The organism is Aminobacter sp. 01T433, from assembly GCF_056398585.1.
The window spans coordinates 101982-119671 of sequence record NZ_JBFTPR010000014.1 but is presented as its reverse complement, the minus strand read 5'-3'; the positions used below and the strand labels follow the sequence as shown (position 1 = coordinate 119671).

The following is a 17690-nucleotide window of genomic DNA, read 5'->3' as shown; positions in this document are numbered from 1 at the left end:
TGGATTGGCCTCAGATCGGATTGTTGAACGTGTCGCAGTCCGACAGCTTGCCGCTCTTGAAGCCGGCGGCAAACCAGCGCTGGCGCTGTGCCGAGGTGCCGTGATTGAAGCTCTCCGGCACGACATAACCTTGCATGCGCTTTTGCAACGTGTCGTCGCCGATCTGCCGGGCGGCATTCAGCGCCTCCTCCAGGTCCCCCTGCTCAAGCAGCCCTTTCTGGTCGGTGTAGTGGCCCCAGATGCCGGCGAAACAGTCCGCCTGCAGCTCGACGCGCACCGACATGGCGTTGGCATCCGCCTCGCTCATGCGCTGCCGCATCTGGTTGAACTTGGGCAGGATGCCGGTCAGGTTCTGTACGTGGTGGCCGACCTCGTGGGCGATGACATAGGCTTGGGCGAAATCGCCGGCAGCACCGAACTGCTTGGCCAGCTGGTTGAAGAAGGCCGTGTCGAGATAGACCTTGCGGTCACCGGGACAATAAAACGGGCCCGAAGCCGCCGAGGCATAACCGCAGGCCGAATTGACCTGCCCGGAAAACAGCAGCAGCTTGGGTTCCTGGTATTTCAACCCTTCGGCCTGGAAGATACCGTTCCAGGTGTCCTCGGTCTCGGCCAAGACAGTCGACACGAACTGGGTCATCTCGTCATTTGCAGGCGCACCGCCCTGGGTCACCTGACCGCCGCCGGAGCCTGAACCGCCATCCGAGAGGATCTGCATCGGATCGATACCGCAGGCGCGCAGTGCGAAAAACAGCACCACCAGGATGATGATGCCCGAAAGCCCGCCACCGCCCGTCGAGATGCGCGGCCCCATAGGCAGGCGTCCGCCACCGCCGAGCCCGCCGCCAAGGCCACCACCGCCGTCGCTGCGGGCATCCTCGACATTGTCACTCTGGCGACGGCCTCTCCACAGCATAGGCGTATCCTTGATGTTCCATGTCGCGGGGTCGGCTCCGCTCACTGAGACAATTAGCCCAACGCCAGCGGCAAGTCACAGGGTTTTTGGTTGTGCCATGCAGCTGAGTTCGCGGCCAATTCAGCTTTTTTGCTTGGCGCCCGCACTCTTGCCATCGGAGCTTTTGGAGCGCTCCTCGAAGCGCTTTTCGCCCTTCTTGAAGTCGTGGCCGGTCTGGGCCTCGACCTTGCGTTCCTCCTTGGCCGCCGCCTGCCTAAGGCCCTTGGCAGCTTCTTTTCCCTTAGGTGTCGGCGCTTGTGTGATGGCCATTGTTCATTCCTCCTGAGCGCCAGTCCATTCAGGCGCTCAGGCTAACGCGAGCCGACAGCACTTGTTCCCGGCTTGCGCAAGCTTGGCCAGGCGGCGATCGTTACCGCCCGCAGCAGCCACTCCAGCGGGCCATAGGCAAAACGCGCCATCCACCAGCGGCTGAGCACCAGCTGAACGCCGAAGATGCCCAAGGCGAGCAGCAGTCCGCTGAGCGGCGACACCTTGCCCATCAGCCTGAAGCCATAGGCATAAAACAGCGTGGCGCACACAAGCGATTGGAACAGATAGTTGGACAACGCCATGCGCCCGGCAGGCGCCAGCACGTTGGGCACACGCCGGAAACGCTGGAATGCGAACATCGCCAGCGCGACATAGGCCCCGGTCAAAAGCGGCGCCGTCAACAGGCCGATCCCCAGGCCCGCCAGTTCCCAACCGGTGCCGACCAGATAGACCGTCGTCCAGCCATATAACGCGGCTCCAGGCAGGCCGACGATCAAGCCGGCAACAAGCAGGCGGCGCAGCAGGGGCAGGTAGTCGTCCAGCTGCACGAACATCTGCCGCTTTCCGGCAACGAGCCCAACAAGGAACATCGCCAGGGCGCACGGCCCCTGCATCAGGCCGATCCCGATCCAGACATAGCGGAGTTCGCTCAGATTCTGGGCGATCACCGTGCTCACCGTGCCAAGATAGGCCGCCATTGCAGCTTTCCCTTCGGCCGGATCGAGTGCCAGCGGGTCCAGCAACAACAGCATTCCAGCCGCGCCCCATGTCAGAGCGGTGCCGATCACGAGCCATTTCGCCAGGCGCAGTGCCCTGGCCTCCTCGATGTTGCGCAGCCAAAGCAGCACCACGCCAAGCACGGCATAGGTAGTCAGGATGTCGCCGTAAAAAAGCAGCACCGCATGCATGAGCCCGATGACCCATAGCCCGGCCTGGCGCCGCAGCAGACGCGGCACGAAAGCCTCGCCGGCGCGTTCCGCCGACTGCATTTGCAGGGTGAAGCTGTAGCCGAACAGAAACGAAAACAGCAGGTAGAATTTTGTCTCAAACAGCAAAGCGATGACGAACCGCACTGCTAAGTCGAGCGGTGAGCCAAAGGCAGGGTCGGCAACCCCCAGGCCGTAGTAAGGTGAGGCAAACGCAGAGATGTTGACGACGAGGATGCCAAACAGCGCAAAGCCACGCAGCGCATCGACATGGGTGATCCGCACTTGTTTGGAGGATTTCACGGCCATCATGCGCGCGCCCCCTCGCCTGCGGCGGCATCATTCCTGCCCGGTCGCAGGAAGCGACCCAGCAAGACGCGCATCGTCTTGTGCTGGTTGGCAGGCTTGAATTCGGGGTCGACCGCCACACGGCTGAAGATGCCGTCGATCAGGGCAGCGATCCATGTCGCCGCATCGGCCGTGTCGAGCGTGGCATCGACCTGGCCCCGCGCGCCAGCCTCGGTCAGCAGGCCTTGCAAAGCTGCGCGCATCTCGCCGTCATTGCGCCCAACGAGAACGGCGATCGCCGGTTCGCGCCCCGCCTCTGCGGCGATTTCAAGCGCCAGCGACGAGAACTCCGCATCAGCGGCAAGCGTCAGCACGATGTCCATGAACTCGACCAGCGCGCCGTAAAGGTCGTCGCGCGCGCCAAGCGCCTTGAAGAACCCTGCGGTCTCCTGGCCCTCTCCTTCGACGATGGCAGCAATGATCGCCTGCTTGTTTGGAAAATAATGAAACAGGTTGCCCGGGCTCATGCCGACAGCGGCGCAGATTTCGGCCGTGCTGGTCTGATGAAACCCCTTCCTGGCAAAACACACCTTCGCCGCATCGATGATCGCCTGCCGTCTGGCGGCGTGCTTTTCCGGATCGATCTTCCGCATTTCAACTCGCTTTAATTAATAGACTAGTCGATCTATTAATTATCAAAGCGCGTGTGATGTCAAGCAGCCGGCAATCGCAGCGCACGTTTCGAGCGCCATTGCCGACGCAACCAGGGGGCTTGCCAAAATCGCACCTTCGCGTATTCTTGCAAATGACTTGCAACTGCGATTAAAGGGGCGTCCGTTGGACTCTTACACTCGGCCCGCCGTCGACACCGAAGGCTGGCGGACCGCCAGGGGCGAAGGGTCGCTTGCAGATGTCCATCGCTCGATCCCCGTCAGCACCAGCGGCACGAGCTGGCGCAGGGCCGCCGCATTCGTCGGGCCTGGCTATCTGGTTGCCGTCGGCTACATGGACCCCGGCAACTGGGCGACATCCATCGCTGGTGGCTCGCGCTTCGGCTACACCTTGCTGGTCGTTGCGCTGGTTTCCAACATCATGGCGATCGTTCTGCAGTCGCTCTGCGCACGGCTCGCCATCGCTTCGGGGCGCGATCTGGCGCAGGCCTGCCGCGACGCCTTCCCCCGCCCGGTTGCCTATCTCCTGTGGTTCATGGCCGAAACCGCCATCATCGCCACCGACATCGCCGAAGTCATCGGCACGGCGATCGGCCTCAACCTGATCTTCGGCATTCCCCTTGAGATCGGCGTCGTCATCACAGCACTCGACGTCTTCTTGATCCTCTATCTGCAGAAGCTCGGCTTTCGCTGGGTCGAAGCCCTCATCATCACCTTGCTCGGCGTCATCGCCGTCTGCTTTGCCATCCAGGTCGCGCTCGCCGACCCGGATTGGAGCGCGGTCATCACAGGCTTCGCGCCCACCACCGAGATCGTCACCAATCCCGAGATGCTCTATCTCGCGCTCGGCATCCTTGGCGCCACGGTGATGCCGCACAATCTCTATCTGCATTCCGGCATCGTCCAGACACGGGCCTATGGCGACACCTTGGTGGAAAAACGCCAGGCGCTGAAATACGCCACCTGGGATTCGACCATCGCGCTGATGTTCGCCTTGATGATCAACGCCTCGATCTTGATCCTCGCGGCGGCGGCCTTCTACGGCACTGGCCGCACCGAGGTCGTCGAGATCGGCGAGGCGCATGCGCTGTTGGCGCCGCTTCTCGGCCTCGCCATAGCACCCACACTTTTCGGCATCGCACTGCTTTGCTGCGGCATCAATTCGACCGTGACAGCAACGCTCGCCGGCCAGATCGTGATGGAAGGTTTTCTCCACATCAAGCTGCCGCCCTGGCTGCGCCGCCTGGTCACCCGCGCAATCGCCATTGTTCCGGCGGCGGCGGTCACCATCTGGTACGGCGACAGCGGCACAGCCAAGCTCTTGATCCTGACCCAGGTCGTGCTCAGCCTTCAGCTATCCTTCGCTGTCTTTCCCCTGGTCATGTTCACCGCCAGCAAGGAAAAGATGGGCGCACTCGTTGCCCCGCGCTGGCTCATCGCCTTTGCGACGCTGATTGCGCTGGTGATCGCCGCTCTCAACATCAAGCTGCTGATCGACTTCGTCCTGAACTGAGCGCCCGCCCGGGACGACCCTAACGCGCCACTGCAACGCCCATCGACCTACGGCTCACCGCAAGAACGGCAAGCGCCACCAGCGGAAAGGCCGCAGCGACGAGGCCGAGATCGGACGGCTTGGCGAATTCAAGAACACGACCGCCGATGACCGTGCCAAACGCGATGCCGAAATAGAGCGCTGACGCATTGAGCGACAGCGTCAGATGCGCAAGCTCTGGAGCGAAGCCAACGATGCGGCTTGCCTGCGCCGGCGGAAACGCCCAGCCGATGATGCCCCAAGGCACCATCAGGCCGATCAGCACCGGCCCGGCGAGATGATGCGGCAGAAGCTTCAGCGTCAATGCAATGGCGATGCAGAAGCCCGAAGACATCAAAAGCGAGATCACCACCATGCGTGTCGCACCGATGCGGTCAGCAAGATAGCCGCTCGACAGATTGCCGATGACAGCGCCGGCGCCGAAAGCGAGCAGCATGCCCGGAAGCGCCATGGACGGCAGCCCCGCCCCTTCAAGCGCCAGCGGCGCGATGTAGGAGATCACGGTGAAGCCACCAGCGAGATAAAGCAGCGTCACCAGAAGCGACGGCAGGATGCCGGGCCGGGCAATCGCGGTGAAGCGCTCGGCGAGCGTCAGCTTGATGCCGCGCGAGCCCCTGGGCAGGCGCACCCACAGGATCGCAGCACAGGAAATGCCCAGAAGCGCTATGGCAACAAACGTGCCGCGCCAGCCCCACATCGTGGCGATCAGCGAGCCGACCGGGGCGCCGAGCGCCACGGCGAATGTCGTGCCGCCGACGACCACGGCAATCGCCCGCGCACGATGTTCGGGCCCTGCCAGCGATACCGCGGTCGCTTGCGCGGTTGCCGCGTAAAGCCCCGCCGACATGCCCATCACGATCTGGCCGACCAGAAGCCCTGCAAATGAGCCGCTAGTCGCGGCAATGATGTTGCCGAAGACGAAGACCAGCATGGTTGCCACCAACACGCGGCGCCGGTCGATTTCACCTGCGAGTGCCGACAAGACAGGCGCGCCGATCGCATAAGCGAGCGAAAACGCCATGATGAGGTAACCAGCAAAGGGCACGGAGACATGGGCGTCGCCGGCGATTGCCGGCAAGAGGCTGGAGAACACGAAGCCGACGGTGCTCATGGCAAACGAGCCGACCGCAAGCCAGATAAGGCGCTTGTCCATGACATGGTCCTTAGTTCAAAATATATTGAACTATTGAACTTCTCGCTGCGTCATGTCAATCTGCATCTTGTCGCTCCTGCCAGCCTTGTGTCAGCAGCGGGCACCCTGCCTTGAACCGCCTCCGCCACATTGCTAGCTTTGAGCCATGTCCGTACTGCACCCGAATGTCGACCAGATCAGCCTGCCCAACGTTCTTGCCGCCCTTGGCGACCAGACGCGGCTTGCCATCGTCGGTTATCTCGCCCGCAACGACGGCATGCCGGTGAACTGCGGGCAGTTCCTCGGCTTCGGCTCCAAGACCAATCTCAGCTATCATCTCGCCAAGCTGCGCGAAGCAGGCATCACCCACACTGAATTGTCGGGAACGAGCCGGCTGATTTCGCTGCGTCGCGCCGATCTCGACAGCCGATTTCCTGGCTTGCTCGACTCCATCGTTGCGACAGCGCAGCATATCCCGGCGCCCGAAAGCCTGAAGCAAGAAGACTAGACTGGCTCAGGCGCAGCGTTCGCCGAAGGAAAACTCAGATGCGCATAGCCGTCATCGCCGACATCCACGGCAACATCCTCGCTCTTGAAGCTGTGCTCGCCGACCTCGCCCGGCGCGGCGGGGCCGATCTGGTCGTCAATCTGGGCGATACCGTCTCCGGCCCGCTATGGCCTGGCGAAACCGCCGCGCGGCTGCAGGCGCTCGACTGGCCGACCGTGCGCGGCAACCATGACCGCCGCGTCGCCACCGATCCCCTCGACGAAATGGGGCCGTCCGACCGCTTCGCCTACGATCGTCTGACGCCTGCCCAGCGCGGTTGGCTGGAGGCGCTGCCACTGACGCTGGAGATCGCGCCCACAGTCTTCGCCTTCCATGCCAGGCCGAACCACGACGAGCGCTATCTCTCCGAGGTCATCTCCGAAGACCAGCTCGTCCGCGCGCAACTGCCGGTCATCGATAACCGCCTCAGGCAGATGGACGCAAAATACCGGCTTCTGCTCTCAGGCCACAGCCACCGTCCCGATATCATACGGCTGCCCGACGGCCGCATCCTGTTCAATCCGGGCAGCGTCGGCGCCCCTGCCTACCATGACGACAACGCCCCTGTTCATGTTTCCGAGCAGGGCTCGCCAATGGCACGCTACGGCATCGTCGAACTCGATGGGGCGGGTGAAGTCTTGGGCATCGATGCGCTCGCTGTGATGTACGATCACGAGGCCGCCGCCCGCCGCGCCGAAGAAAGCGGTCGTCCGGAATGGGCACATGCCCTGCGCACCGGCTTCATGCCGGACTGAGCATTGCCCACCGGGCACGAGCCTACGAAATCAGCGACGAAACCGGTCGAGGGTTGCGGTGAATATTTGCGCCAGTGCGGCAATCGCATCGTCCCGGGAAATCCGCCCGGCGACGGCATCCTGCGACACCGCTTCGGCAGCGCCCAGCAAGCCTGACAGGATCGCGCCGCTCAGCTGCTCGGGCAATTCAACGAAACGCGAAAACGCCTCGCGGTATTCGTTCAGATAACCATCCCGCAGCGACTGCTTGAACCCTTCCATTTCTTCGGTGCCCGAAAGTGCCGCATAGACCGCCCCGACCTCCGGGCCGACTGTGTCGACGCAATTCACATAGGCTTCGCCCAAAATGGCCGCGACATCGCCCAGCGTCTTGCCGGCCGTGGTCAGCGCCTGGCGCTGCGCTTCCAGTTGCAGATCATTATAGGCGGAAAACAGCGCCATCAGCAGCCCCGCCCTGGTGCCGAAATGCTCATAAGCGATCGGCTTGCTGACACCGGCACGTTCGGCGAGCCGGCCCAGCGTCAGCGCGTCAGTGCCTTCCTCGCGCACGATCTCCTGTGCGGATTCCAGCAATTGCACGCGCCGTTCGGCCTTCGGCAGTTTTTTCGTTGCGGCTGCGCTCATGGGATTCATGGCTCCAATTTTTTCCGAGCACACTTGAACGCGGCTCTTGCCAATACATATTACCAATGGTAACTTACAGCAAGTAACTTACTCATATTAACAGCATAGCACATAGGAGCGATTTATGACCATTGCAGCCCGTGAAATCCATTTGAAAAGCCGCCCCGCAGGTTTGCCCGGCCGCGACAATTTCGAACTCGTCGAACGCACCCTTGCCGCCCCGGCCACTGGCCAGCTCCTTGTCCGCACCCTGTTCATGTCGGTCGACCCCTATATGCGCGGCCGCATGATCGACGCTCCAAGCTACATCCCGCCCTTCAAGCTCAACGAAGCGCTGGAAGGTGCTGCAGTCGGTGTCGTCGAACAATCCGCCCACCTCGACTTCAAAACAGGCGACCTTGTCAGCCACTTCTCCGGCTGGCGCGACCATGTGCTTGTCGACGCCGCGACCGTCAACAAGATCGACACGACCAAGGCTCCAGCCGAAGCCTGGCTCGGACCATTGGGCATCCCCGGCCACACGGCCTATGTCGGCCTGGTCAGGATCGCTGAGCTGAAGCCCACCGACACCGTGTTCGTCTCGGCCGCCGCCGGTGCCGTCGGCTCGATGGCGGTACAGATCGCCAAGCTCAAGGGCGCGCGCGTCATCGCTTCGGTCGGCTCCGAAGAAAAGGCGCGCTGGGTCAAGGACGAACTCGGTGCCGATGCCGTCATCAACTACAAGACGGCTGGCGACCTCGCCGAGGCACTACGGCAAGCAGCCCCCGAAGGCATCGACGTCTATTTCGACAATGTCGGCGGTGATCACCTTGAAGCGGCGATTGCAGTCGCCAACAAGAATGCCCGCATCGTTTTGTGCGGCATGATTTCGCAATACAATGACGGCACGCCGCCGGCCGGACCGCGCAACCTCTACGATGCGGCGATCAAGAGCGTGAGGCTTGAGGGCTTCATCATCACCGACCATTTCGACATCCTGCCGGACTTCATCGCCGGCATGACGGGCTGGATCGCCGATGGCCGCATCACCTCCCGCGATACCATCGTCACCGGCCTCGAAAACGCCCCGCAGGCCTTCATCGGCCTCTTCTCCGGCGAAAACCTCGGCAAGATGCTGGTCAAGCTCGCCTGATATCAGGCGATAGCACCCGCCGCCCCACCCCTTCCATTCAGACACGACAACGCCGCCTTCGCGCGGCCATTGAGGAGTATTGCCAAATGACAACCACACAAAAGCCCGTCCTGATCGTCGGCGGTTCCGGTTCCGTCGGCGCGCTGGCCGCTCGCACGCTGCGCAAGCTTCATCCCGCAGTTCCCATCGCCATTGGCGGGCGCAATCTCGAGAGGGCCGAAGCGGTCGCCAAGGAGATCGGCAATGCCGAAGCCATCATCATCGATCTCGACCGCAAGGACCTTGGCGTGCCTGCGAACAAAGGTTTCAGCGCCATAGCCATGTTCGTTTACGACAACACGCTCAACGCCTTGCACTATGCCCAGACCCACGCGGTGCCTTATCTCAGCCTCTCGACCGGCATTCATGAGATCGGGCCGGAGGTCGCACTTTATGCCCACAAGGCGAAGGCGCCATTCCTGATGGGCAGCAGTTGGCTCGGCGGTGCTGCAAGCCTCGCCATCGTGCATTTCGCCAAGCAGTTCGAGACGGTGGATTCGATCGAGATCGCGGCCCTTCTCGACGAACAGGACATGGGCGGCCCCGCCGCCGAGGCCGATTTCAACCGCCTCACCATGGTGCCAAACACCTTGGCTATCGACGACAGCAAATGGCACTGGACCGGCACCGGCGAGCAGGGCCGCACGGTAACGAGCGTCGACGGCAGGCAAGTTCCCGGCTTGACCTATTCGCCATTCGACGTCTTCAGCCTGCCGGTCACGACGGGCGCTAAAACCGTGCGCTTTGATTTCGCGCTCGGCGAAACCGCAAGCCGCCATCGCGGCGAGCATTTTTCCACCGAAATCACCATCGCCATCTCGGGCAAGAGGAAGGACGGCACTTCTGGCCGCAGCCGCTATGCGTTCGTCCACCCCAAGGGCCAGGCGCCGGTCACGGCCCTCGCCGTGGCGCTTGCCGTGGAGCGGCTGGTCGGCCTCGACGGCAAGGCGCCTGCAACGCCAGGCCTCTACTTCGCCGAGATGCTGATCGACGCGGACTATGCGATCAAGCGCTTCAAGGAGTTCGGCGCCAGCATCTCGCAAGCCTCGTAAGTCGAGCACCAAATCAAGGGCAGCCGCGAGTTACCACGGCTGCCCTTTCGTTTGTCCGCCTTCGCCACACCCAAACCCGCATTCCGGCACAGGAAAAGCGTTTTTCGGGGTTCCCCCCTCCCAATCCTTCCCCTATAAGGCCCGCCTAGCCTGATACTCGAATCTCACTTGCGCACCGGCCCGGGCATTGCCCTGTCCCGGTTCTTCGCGCAGGCCTTTTTACGGACGCACGCCATGCCAAGACGCACCGACATCAAGTCCATCCTGATCATTGGTGCCGGTCCTATTGTCATCGGCCAGGCCTGCGAGTTCGACTACTCCGGCACCCAGGCCTGCAAGGCGCTGAGGGAAGAGGGTTACCGGGTCATCCTGGTCAACTCCAACCCGGCCACCATCATGACCGACCCCGAGCTGGCCGACGCCACCTATATCGAGCCGATCACCCCTGAGGTCGTAGCAAAAATCATCGCCAAGGAGCGCCCCGACGCGCTTTTGCCCACCATGGGCGGCCAGACCGCGCTCAACACCGCACTTTCGCTGCGCCGCATGGGCGTTCTCGAACGCTACAATGTCGAGATGATCGGTGCCGACGCCGCAGCCATCGACAAGGCCGAGGACCGCTCGCTGTTCCGCGAAGCCATGGCCAAGATCGGGCTTGAGACGCCGAAGTCGATGCTGGCGAACGCCTCCGACGTCAAGGACGCCGACCGCAAGAAGCACGAGGCAGAGCGCGCAGCACTCAAGGCGGAAGCCCCCGCCAATCTCGACGCGGCGCTCGACGCGCTTGAAACCCAGTGGAACCTCGGCGAAGGCGACCGCAAGCAGCGCTACATCAACCATGCCATGGCGATCGGTGCCCAGGCGCTCGACCATGTCGGCCTGCCCGCTATCATCCGCCCGTCCTTCACCATGGGCGGCACGGGCGGCGGCATCGCCTACAACCGCACCGAATTCTTCGAGATCATCGGCTCCGGCCTCGATGCCTCCCCCACCACCGAAGTCCTCATCGAGGAGTCGGTGCTCGGCTGGAAGGAATACGAGATGGAGGTCGTCCGCGATAAGGCCGACAACTGCATCATCATCTGCTCGATCGAAAACATCGATCCGATGGGCGTGCACACCGGCGACTCGATCACCGTCGCGCCGGCCCTGACGTTGACCGACAAAGAATACCAGATCATGCGCAACGCCTCGATCGCGGTGCTGCGCGAGATCGGCGTCGAGACAGGCGGCTCCAACGTCCAGTTCGCCGTCAACCCGGCCGACGGCCGCCTGGTAGTCATCGAGATGAACCCGCGCGTGTCGCGCTCCTCAGCGCTCGCCTCCAAGGCCACCGGCTTCCCGATCGCCAAGATCGCCGCGAAACTCGCCGTCGGCTACACGCTCGACGAACTCGAAAACGACATCACCGGAGGTGCCACACCCGCTTCCTTCGAGCCGTCGATCGACTATGTCGTCACCAAGATCCCGCGCTTTGCCTTCGAAAAATTCCCCGGCGCCTCAACGACGCTGACCACGGCCATGAAGTCGGTCGGCGAAGTCATGGCGATCGGCCGCACCTTCCAGGAATCGCTGCAAAAGGCGCTGCGCGGCCTTGAAACCGGCCTCACCGGCCTCGACGAGATCGAGATCCCCGGCCTTGGCGAGAACGGCGACAATGGCGACGACCGCAACGCCGTGCATGCCGCACTTGGCACACCGACGCCCGACCGTTTGCGCATGGTCGCACAGGCGATCCGCATGGGCACCTCGCTCGAAGACGTGCACGCCATGTGCAAGATCGACCCGTGGTTCCTCGAACAGATCGCCGCCATCATCGCGATGGAAGCGCGCGTGCGCGAACACGGCCTGCCCCAGGACGCCGAAAACCTGCGCATGCTGAAGTCGATGGGCTTCTCCGATGCCCGCCTCGCCTCGCTGACGAAGTCGGAGCCGGAAGCCGTTCAGAAGACGCGCCAGAAGCTCGGCGTGCATCCGGTCTACAAGCGCATCGACACCTGTGCTGCCGAGTTCGCCTCGCCCACCGCCTACATGTATTCGACCTATGAGGTGCCGTTTGCGGGCGCGCTTGCCGACGAGGCCCAGGTTTCGGACCGCAAGAAGGTCGTGATCCTCGGCGGCGGTCCCAACCGCATCGGCCAGGGCATCGAATTCGACTATTGCTGCGTCCACGCCGCCTATGCGTTGCGCGAGGCCGGTTATGAATCGATCATGGTCAACTGCAACCCCGAGACGGTGTCGACCGACTACGACACGTCCGACCGGCTCTATTTCGAGCCGCTGACGGCGGAAGACGTGCTCGAAATCCTGCGCGCCGAGCAGGCCAAGGGCACGCTGCACGGCGTCATCGTCCAGTTCGGCGGCCAGACCCCGCTCAAGCTCGCCGAGGCACTCGAAAAGGCCGGCATCCCGATCCTCGGCACCTCGCCCGACATGATCGACCTCGCCGAGGACCGCGACCGCTTCCAGAAGCTGCTCAAGAAGCTCGACCTGACCCAGCCCAAGAACGGCATCGCCTATTCGGTCGAGCAGGCCCGTACCGTTGCCGGCGAACTTGGCTTCCCCCTGGTCGTGCGCCCGTCCTATGTGCTTGGCGGCCGCGCCATGCAGATCATCCATTCCGAAGGCATGCTGCAGACCTATCTGCTCGACACCGTGCCGGGCCTGGTGCCCGAAGACATCAAGCAGAAATACCCCAACGACAAGACCGGCCAGATCAACACCTTGCTCGGCAAGAACCCGCTTTTGTTCGACACCTATCTCTCGGGCGCCATTGAGGTCGACGTCGACTGCCTGTGCGACGGCAAGGAAACCTTCGTCTCCGGCATCATGGAGCACATCGAGGAAGCCGGCATCCACTCGGGCGACTCGGCCTGCTCGCTGCCGGTGCACTCGCTCTCCACCGAGCTCGTCGACGAGCTCGAGCGCCAGACCTCGGCCATGGCGCGCGCGCTCAATGTCGGCGGCCTGATGAACGTGCAATACGCCATCAAGGACGGCACCATCTACGTGCTGGAAGTCAACCCGCGCGCCAGCCGCACCGTGCCCTTCGTTGCCAAGACCGTCGGCAAGCCGATCGCCAAGATCGCTGCCCGCATCATGGCCGGCGAAACGCTCGACGATGCATTCGCCCACTACGGCGCCAAGCCCGATCCGCGTAATCCCGGCCATATCGCGGTCAAGGAAGCGGTGTTCCCGTTTGCCCGCTTCACGGGTGTCGACACGCTGCTTGGGCCCGAAATGAAGTCCACCGGCGAGGTCATGGGCCTCGACCGCGACTTTGCGCTCGCCTTCGCCAAGGCCCAGCTGGGTGCTGGCGTCGACCTGCCGCGTTCGGGCACCTTGTTCGTCTCGGTTCGCGACGAAGACAAGGCCGGCATCCTGGGTGCTGTCCAGCGCCTGTCCGGCCTCGGCTTCAAGGTGCTCGCAACATCGGGCACCGCGCGCTTCCTGATCGAAAACGGCGTGCCGGCTGAAAAGATCAACAAGGTGCTCGAAGGCCGTCCGCATATCGAAGACGCCATCCGCAACCGCCAGATCCAGATCGTCTTCAACACCACAGACGGCCAAAAGGCCGTGTCGGACTCAAAGTCGATCCGCCGCGCCACCCTGATGCAGAAGGTGCCCTACTACACCACGCTGTCGGGTGCCGCAGCGGTTGCCGAAGCCATCGCAGCCCTCAAGGCCGGCTCACTCGAAGTGCGCCCGCTGCAGGACTATTTCAAGTAATAGGCACAGCGCTGAAGCTAGCTTTCTTCTCCCCGTTCTTACGGGGAGAAGATGCCGGCAGGCAGATGAGGGGCAGCGCAAACGCTGGCGCCTCCTTGTCACTTCGGATCGCAAACGTCTGCGGCGCAGAAGAAGGGCCTCGCAAGCACAAGGCCCGCCCAGGCACCTTTCTGCCTGCAATCGGAAAAAAATCATAAAGCAATATCTAATATACGCAGGTCTCGTCTTAACGATGCCGTGCGATTTTCTTCTGCCCCACCTTTTCACTCGCATAGATTGCAGATAACTCTTCAATATCAGGTGGGGAGTATTTGAGAATGAAGAGGAACACTATGCGGCGGGCACTGGCATCGGTGCTGGCGGGACTTCTGGTTGCAGCCGTGCCGGGTGCCACAATGGCCAAGGACAAAGGTTCGCTGGCCGGCAATGAAGGCAAGAAGCGCTATGCCGTGCAGTTCGCCTGGACAAAAGGCCCATGCCAGGACGCCTACAAGGGCTATGTCGCGGCTTCAGGCCACTCGGCCTACGCACAAACGCATCTGGGCGGTGTCGAGGCATTCTACTGCGCCGACTCCCTCAACGCGCCATCCCAGGCGGCGGCCGAAAAGCAGGCGCTGGAGCGCTGCAATTCGGTTGGCAAGACGTACAAGATGAAGACAACCGGCAAGTGCGCGATCTACGCCTCGAAGTGAGGTGCACATACTGAAAATGCGATGAACTTCCGCCGCACTTGTTCTCCTTATTGAGGTCCAGATTGGCCTGGCCAGCACAGACAACTTCCCTCCCCCTTGTGGGGAGGGATTGAGGGTGGGGGTATTCAGCGAGCGCAGAGGATCACCGCGCCGACTTGCAAAGACGCAGTCGCCACCGAGCGGACCACCCTCGTCATCCCCACCCCATCCCGCTACCCTGCCCCATCAGCAGGAATCGCCGCATGCCCATCGCCTACGACCCGTTCGATGAAATCCGCCGTGAGGCATCGGGCATCGACTTCGTCCCACCGCAGATCGTGGCCGACAACGCCGCCAAGGGCCTTGCACTCAGGCAAAAATTCGGACGCGGCGGCACCGAAATCGGCGTCGGCCGCGCCGAGGAGCTTGTCGCCCGCACCGAACTTTCGCCCCACACCATCAAGCGCATGGTCAGCTATTTCGCCCGCCACGAAGTCGACAAGCGCGGCAAGAACTACGGCAACGAGCAGAACCCGTCAGCCGGCTACGTCGCCTGGCTGTTATGGGGTGGTGACGAAGGGCGCGCGTGGGCGGTGGAGATGAAGGGACGCATTAGATGATGCGTCGTAAGGTTCAAACTGCTCCCAATGACCAATGGCTCAAATTCAATTCTTCACACCCGTGTTACAGAAGGGGTGGACTATTTGGCCATTGTCCGCAGACCCTAGCCCACCGTCTTGCTTTCTCACAACGTGATCGAAGGAAGCCGATTTCGTAGGATCGAGGTAACCATGGCAAATACTACACCGCATCGCGCCTTGAAGTGACTGGCGAATAAAGATGGTCGACTTGGCCTCGTTTGAGAAAGATGCACCTGCCGGATTCTGAGCTACCGCAAGTATTTTTGAGACTACTCCAGGGGCAACAACCGTAATCATCTTCTCATCGTCGATTTTTCTACCCGCATTTATTTCCTCAATAAGAAATTCATACAAAGCGGCAACTCTCTCATAGCGAACGGCACTTCGTGCCAACTGGAGAGCCTGCGTTATGAGGCCTTTATTCTCGACGAGGTAAGTCTCCATTGCGCTTCGTGCAGAGATAAATTTCTTGAAGAAATTTGGATCGTTGTTTTGAATTTTACGTCTAAACAATAGCAATATTCCAATCAAAAGATCTGGAATATGCCGGCCTCGTTCAGAATAAAAATAAACAGCCGGATGCAACCCAAGGCTCGACCCATTGTTTCCAGAAGTGCGCTCGACAACTCTTGCACAATCCCGCAACACCTCTACTGTCTTCTCACCCGACGGATCGTCTTCAAACTCCGAAATTTCCTTCCTATTCGACCCCTGCACTCCATTCGTTACGGAAATCAGATTCATCAACAATTCAAGAGCGCTGATTGGCGACTTTGAGCCCCCAAGGGGGAGATCAAGGGTCTTTACGGGGTGATCCACCTCTGGATTGAATAATGCATGGTGAAGCACCCTAGCATTGGCTTCGATCTGGGATCGCGTTTCGGGTGAAAATTTAGACCAGTACTTATGGCCTGTTGCGGCACGCACAATCGATCTCGCAGCAACAGCCACAGACCTATGACGGTTGCGAAGCAATAGCTCCTCGGATTTATCCAGAGGGGTTCCTTGCGTATTTATTTTAAAGAAACTTGACTCCGCCTTCTCGGAATCACCGCTAACCCACTGCAAATCCAAAGAGCGCATCGCCATATTCCTGGCGCGCCGCACCCGGTCTGCAGTATGGGCATCTTGATTTATCAGCGCGTCTTTTATAGTTGAGTACTTTCCAATTTTTTCCTCAATTAACTTTCTCGTAGACACTGCAACTTTTTTCTGAGACGAATTTATCTGTCCAGAAAAATACTTGCTTGAGATTAGACCATCACCATAATCGTCCTCGATCCACGCCCTCAGCGCGCTAAGCCTGTGGCCTCCGTCGATGACAAAAACGAAGCTGTCTGACTTCCATAGAATCACAGAAGGGATGAGTTCGTTATCTAAGAAACTTTCCAAAAAACTGAGGACTTGCTTTGGAGTCCAATGATTAGTTTCTCGTTGGAAATCCGGCTTGCGCAGGAGGGGGACAATCATGCCGGAGGAGGTCAAATTCTCGATCGAAAGCGTTCGAATTGACTCTGACGTCTCCAATTTTGGGCCCTGCACCGCAAAGTCATCGCGCATTATCATCGCATCTAGAACTACCGAATCTGCCACGACACCTCTCCGAATCCGTTATTCATTTTTGAATATTGCACTGGAGAAGGTAAGCAACAGTAATTCGAGGCACTTCTGGTGCGCATCAGTACTTTCCGGATATTCCGTGACACAGAATTCGCGAGGGACATATGCCTCAACATGTCACCATCTGTCAGCAAGCAGCGTGGATAGACCCACCCCGTTTTTCCACACCCCCTCAAACCTGTCGTATCATTCACCCATCGCCCTTACGGGACCTGGTGCGCACCGGGTATCAGGGAGGGCGGCGGTGACCTCCCGCCACGGTGTCGGTATCCGTGGCTCCGAGGGCCCGACGACAGGCCGGCGTTTTCCGGCGCAGGCTCCGCAAATGGAATGCTGCGCGGCGGGAAAATGCGGAGAAGCCGCGGCGATTGTCCATGGAATGTACATGGAGCGGCGCTGTGACCGGCCAACCTTGGGACAGACACCGAGTGGGACGCGAGGTTCGCGCCACATATTCAACTATCGGAAGGCACGGCCTCGCGCCCCGCTTCCCGAACTACCTCCCAGCAAGGGAGCATTCTTTGACAAAGGCCAGACCGGAAACGGGGCGTGGCGATGAACAAGTGTGCGGCCCCTAGGCCGACCGTGAAAAAAACTACCCCGCCCAGTCCACCTCGACCATGCCGAGCCTGATGTACAGCCGCACGGCATCGGCGTTGCCGACCAGATTGGTCTTGAGGTCGATATGGGATGCGCCGCGCGCGGCAAAGGTGGCAAAGACGTGCCACATCAGCGCTTCGGCGATGCCCTTGCCGCGAAAATCAGGATGAACGGCAAGGTCTTTCACAAAGCCGCCGGTCCAGCACATGGCAGCGCCTGCCAGCCGGCCCTCGCCGTCGAGGACCAGGAAACACAGTTCGGGGTCGAACTCGGCATCGCTCGAAATCCGCGGCCACCACGCCTCGAACGGCCCATCCTTGCCGTCGTCGAAGACCAGTCCAAGTAGCGTGTGTAGCGCCAGCGCATCGGGCGCCTCGAACGTCCGCATTTCAAAACCGGCCGGCCACGTCACGGCTTTCAGTTCCCCGGGTAAGACCCGTCGCAGGCGGATGTCGTTCTCGCCTTGTGGCGACGGCACGGGCACGT

16 protein-coding genes are annotated in these 17690 nt (G+C 61.2%); 8 read left to right on the top strand and 8 right to left on the bottom strand.

The window, feature by feature from the left end:
- Window positions 1–10 precede the first annotated feature (10 nt).
- The 4 genes from ypfJ to AC1DLV_RS22400 all read right to left on the bottom strand — a co-directional run bounded on the left by ypfJ (window position 11) and on the right by AC1DLV_RS22400 (window position 3092).
- Entirely contained in the window at window positions 11–916 is a 906-nt protein-coding gene (gene ypfJ / locus AC1DLV_RS22415; RefSeq protein ID WP_476802258.1) for a KPN_02809 family neutral zinc metallopeptidase, read from the bottom strand.
- A 120-nt stretch (window positions 917–1036) separates the two neighbouring features.
- Window positions 1037–1225 carry a hypothetical protein gene (locus tag AC1DLV_RS22410; RefSeq protein ID WP_476802257.1) on the bottom strand — a complete coding sequence of 63 codons (189 nt, stop codon included), beginning with the start codon at window positions 1223–1225 and terminating at the stop codon, window positions 1037–1039.
- A 41-nt stretch (window positions 1226–1266) separates the two neighbouring features.
- Complete coding sequence (locus tag AC1DLV_RS22405; RefSeq protein ID WP_476802256.1) at window positions 1267–2463, bottom strand: DUF418 domain-containing protein; 1197 nt, start codon at window positions 2461–2463, stop codon at window positions 1267–1269.
- Window positions 2460–3092, bottom strand: a complete 633-nt coding sequence (locus tag AC1DLV_RS22400; protein ID WP_476802255.1) for a TetR/AcrR family transcriptional regulator — start codon at window positions 3090–3092, stop codon at window positions 2460–2462. The genes AC1DLV_RS22405 and AC1DLV_RS22400 overlap by 4 nt, the downstream gene beginning before the upstream one ends.
- Before the next feature lie 184 nt (window positions 3093–3276).
- Here AC1DLV_RS22400 and AC1DLV_RS22395 point away from each other — a divergent pair, with 184 nt between their 5' ends.
- Window positions 3277–4623, top strand: a complete 1347-nt coding sequence (locus AC1DLV_RS22395; RefSeq protein WP_476802254.1) for an Nramp family divalent metal transporter — start codon at window positions 3277–3279, stop codon at window positions 4621–4623.
- A gap of 19 nt (window positions 4624–4642) precedes the next feature.
- Here AC1DLV_RS22395 and AC1DLV_RS22390 read toward each other — a convergent pair whose 3' ends face one another.
- A complete protein-coding gene (locus AC1DLV_RS22390; protein WP_476802253.1) occupies window positions 4643–5815 on the bottom strand; it encodes an MFS transporter in 1173 nt (390 codons plus the stop codon).
- Between the two features lie 145 nt (window positions 5816–5960).
- Here AC1DLV_RS22390 and AC1DLV_RS22385 point away from each other — a divergent pair, with 145 nt between their 5' ends.
- Both AC1DLV_RS22385 and AC1DLV_RS22380 read left to right on the top strand, forming a co-directional pair.
- A complete protein-coding gene (locus AC1DLV_RS22385; RefSeq protein WP_476802252.1) occupies window positions 5961–6302 on the top strand; it encodes an ArsR/SmtB family transcription factor in 342 nt (113 codons plus the stop codon).
- A gap of 38 nt (window positions 6303–6340) precedes the next feature.
- Window positions 6341–7096, top strand: coding sequence for a metallophosphoesterase family protein (locus AC1DLV_RS22380; protein WP_476802251.1), 756 nt, complete (start codon window positions 6341–6343; stop codon window positions 7094–7096).
- Between the two features lie 30 nt (window positions 7097–7126).
- Here the strand turns inward: AC1DLV_RS22380 and AC1DLV_RS22375 are convergent, their stop codons facing one another.
- A complete protein-coding gene (locus AC1DLV_RS22375) occupies window positions 7127–7720 on the bottom strand; it encodes a TetR/AcrR family transcriptional regulator (protein ID WP_476802250.1) in 594 nt (197 codons plus the stop codon).
- 124 nt (window positions 7721–7844) lie between these two features.
- Here AC1DLV_RS22375 and AC1DLV_RS22370 point away from each other — a divergent pair, with 124 nt between their 5' ends.
- From AC1DLV_RS22370 to AC1DLV_RS22350, 5 genes are all read left to right on the top strand, one after another.
- Window positions 7845–8852: an NADP-dependent oxidoreductase gene (locus tag AC1DLV_RS22370; protein ID WP_476802249.1), complete on the top strand. Its 1008-nt coding sequence runs from the start codon at window positions 7845–7847 to the stop codon at window positions 8850–8852.
- Between the two features lie 86 nt (window positions 8853–8938).
- Complete coding sequence (locus AC1DLV_RS22365) at window positions 8939–9943, top strand: saccharopine dehydrogenase family protein (RefSeq protein ID WP_476802248.1); 1005 nt, start codon at window positions 8939–8941, stop codon at window positions 9941–9943.
- A 234-nt stretch (window positions 9944–10177) separates the two neighbouring features.
- Window positions 10178–13672 (top strand): carbamoyl-phosphate synthase large subunit, encoded by a 3495-nt coding sequence (gene carB / locus AC1DLV_RS22360; RefSeq protein WP_476802247.1) that lies wholly within the window; start codon window positions 10178–10180, stop codon window positions 13670–13672.
- A 317-nt stretch (window positions 13673–13989) separates the two neighbouring features.
- Window positions 13990–14364, top strand: coding sequence for a hypothetical protein (locus AC1DLV_RS22355; protein WP_476802246.1), 375 nt, complete (start codon window positions 13990–13992; stop codon window positions 14362–14364).
- A 242-nt stretch (window positions 14365–14606) separates the two neighbouring features.
- Complete coding sequence (locus AC1DLV_RS22350) at window positions 14607–14963, top strand: hypothetical protein (protein WP_476802245.1); 357 nt, start codon at window positions 14607–14609, stop codon at window positions 14961–14963.
- Between the two features lie 45 nt (window positions 14964–15008).
- Here the strand turns inward: AC1DLV_RS22350 and AC1DLV_RS22345 are convergent, their stop codons facing one another.
- Window positions 15009–16577: an HNH endonuclease family protein gene (locus AC1DLV_RS22345; protein WP_476802244.1), complete on the bottom strand. Its 1569-nt coding sequence runs from the start codon at window positions 16575–16577 to the stop codon at window positions 15009–15011.
- A gap of 622 nt (window positions 16578–17199) precedes the next feature.
- Complete coding sequence (locus AC1DLV_RS22340) at window positions 17200–17688, bottom strand: GNAT family N-acetyltransferase (protein WP_476802243.1); 489 nt, start codon at window positions 17686–17688, stop codon at window positions 17200–17202.
- Window positions 17689–17690: the final 2 nt, after the last annotated feature.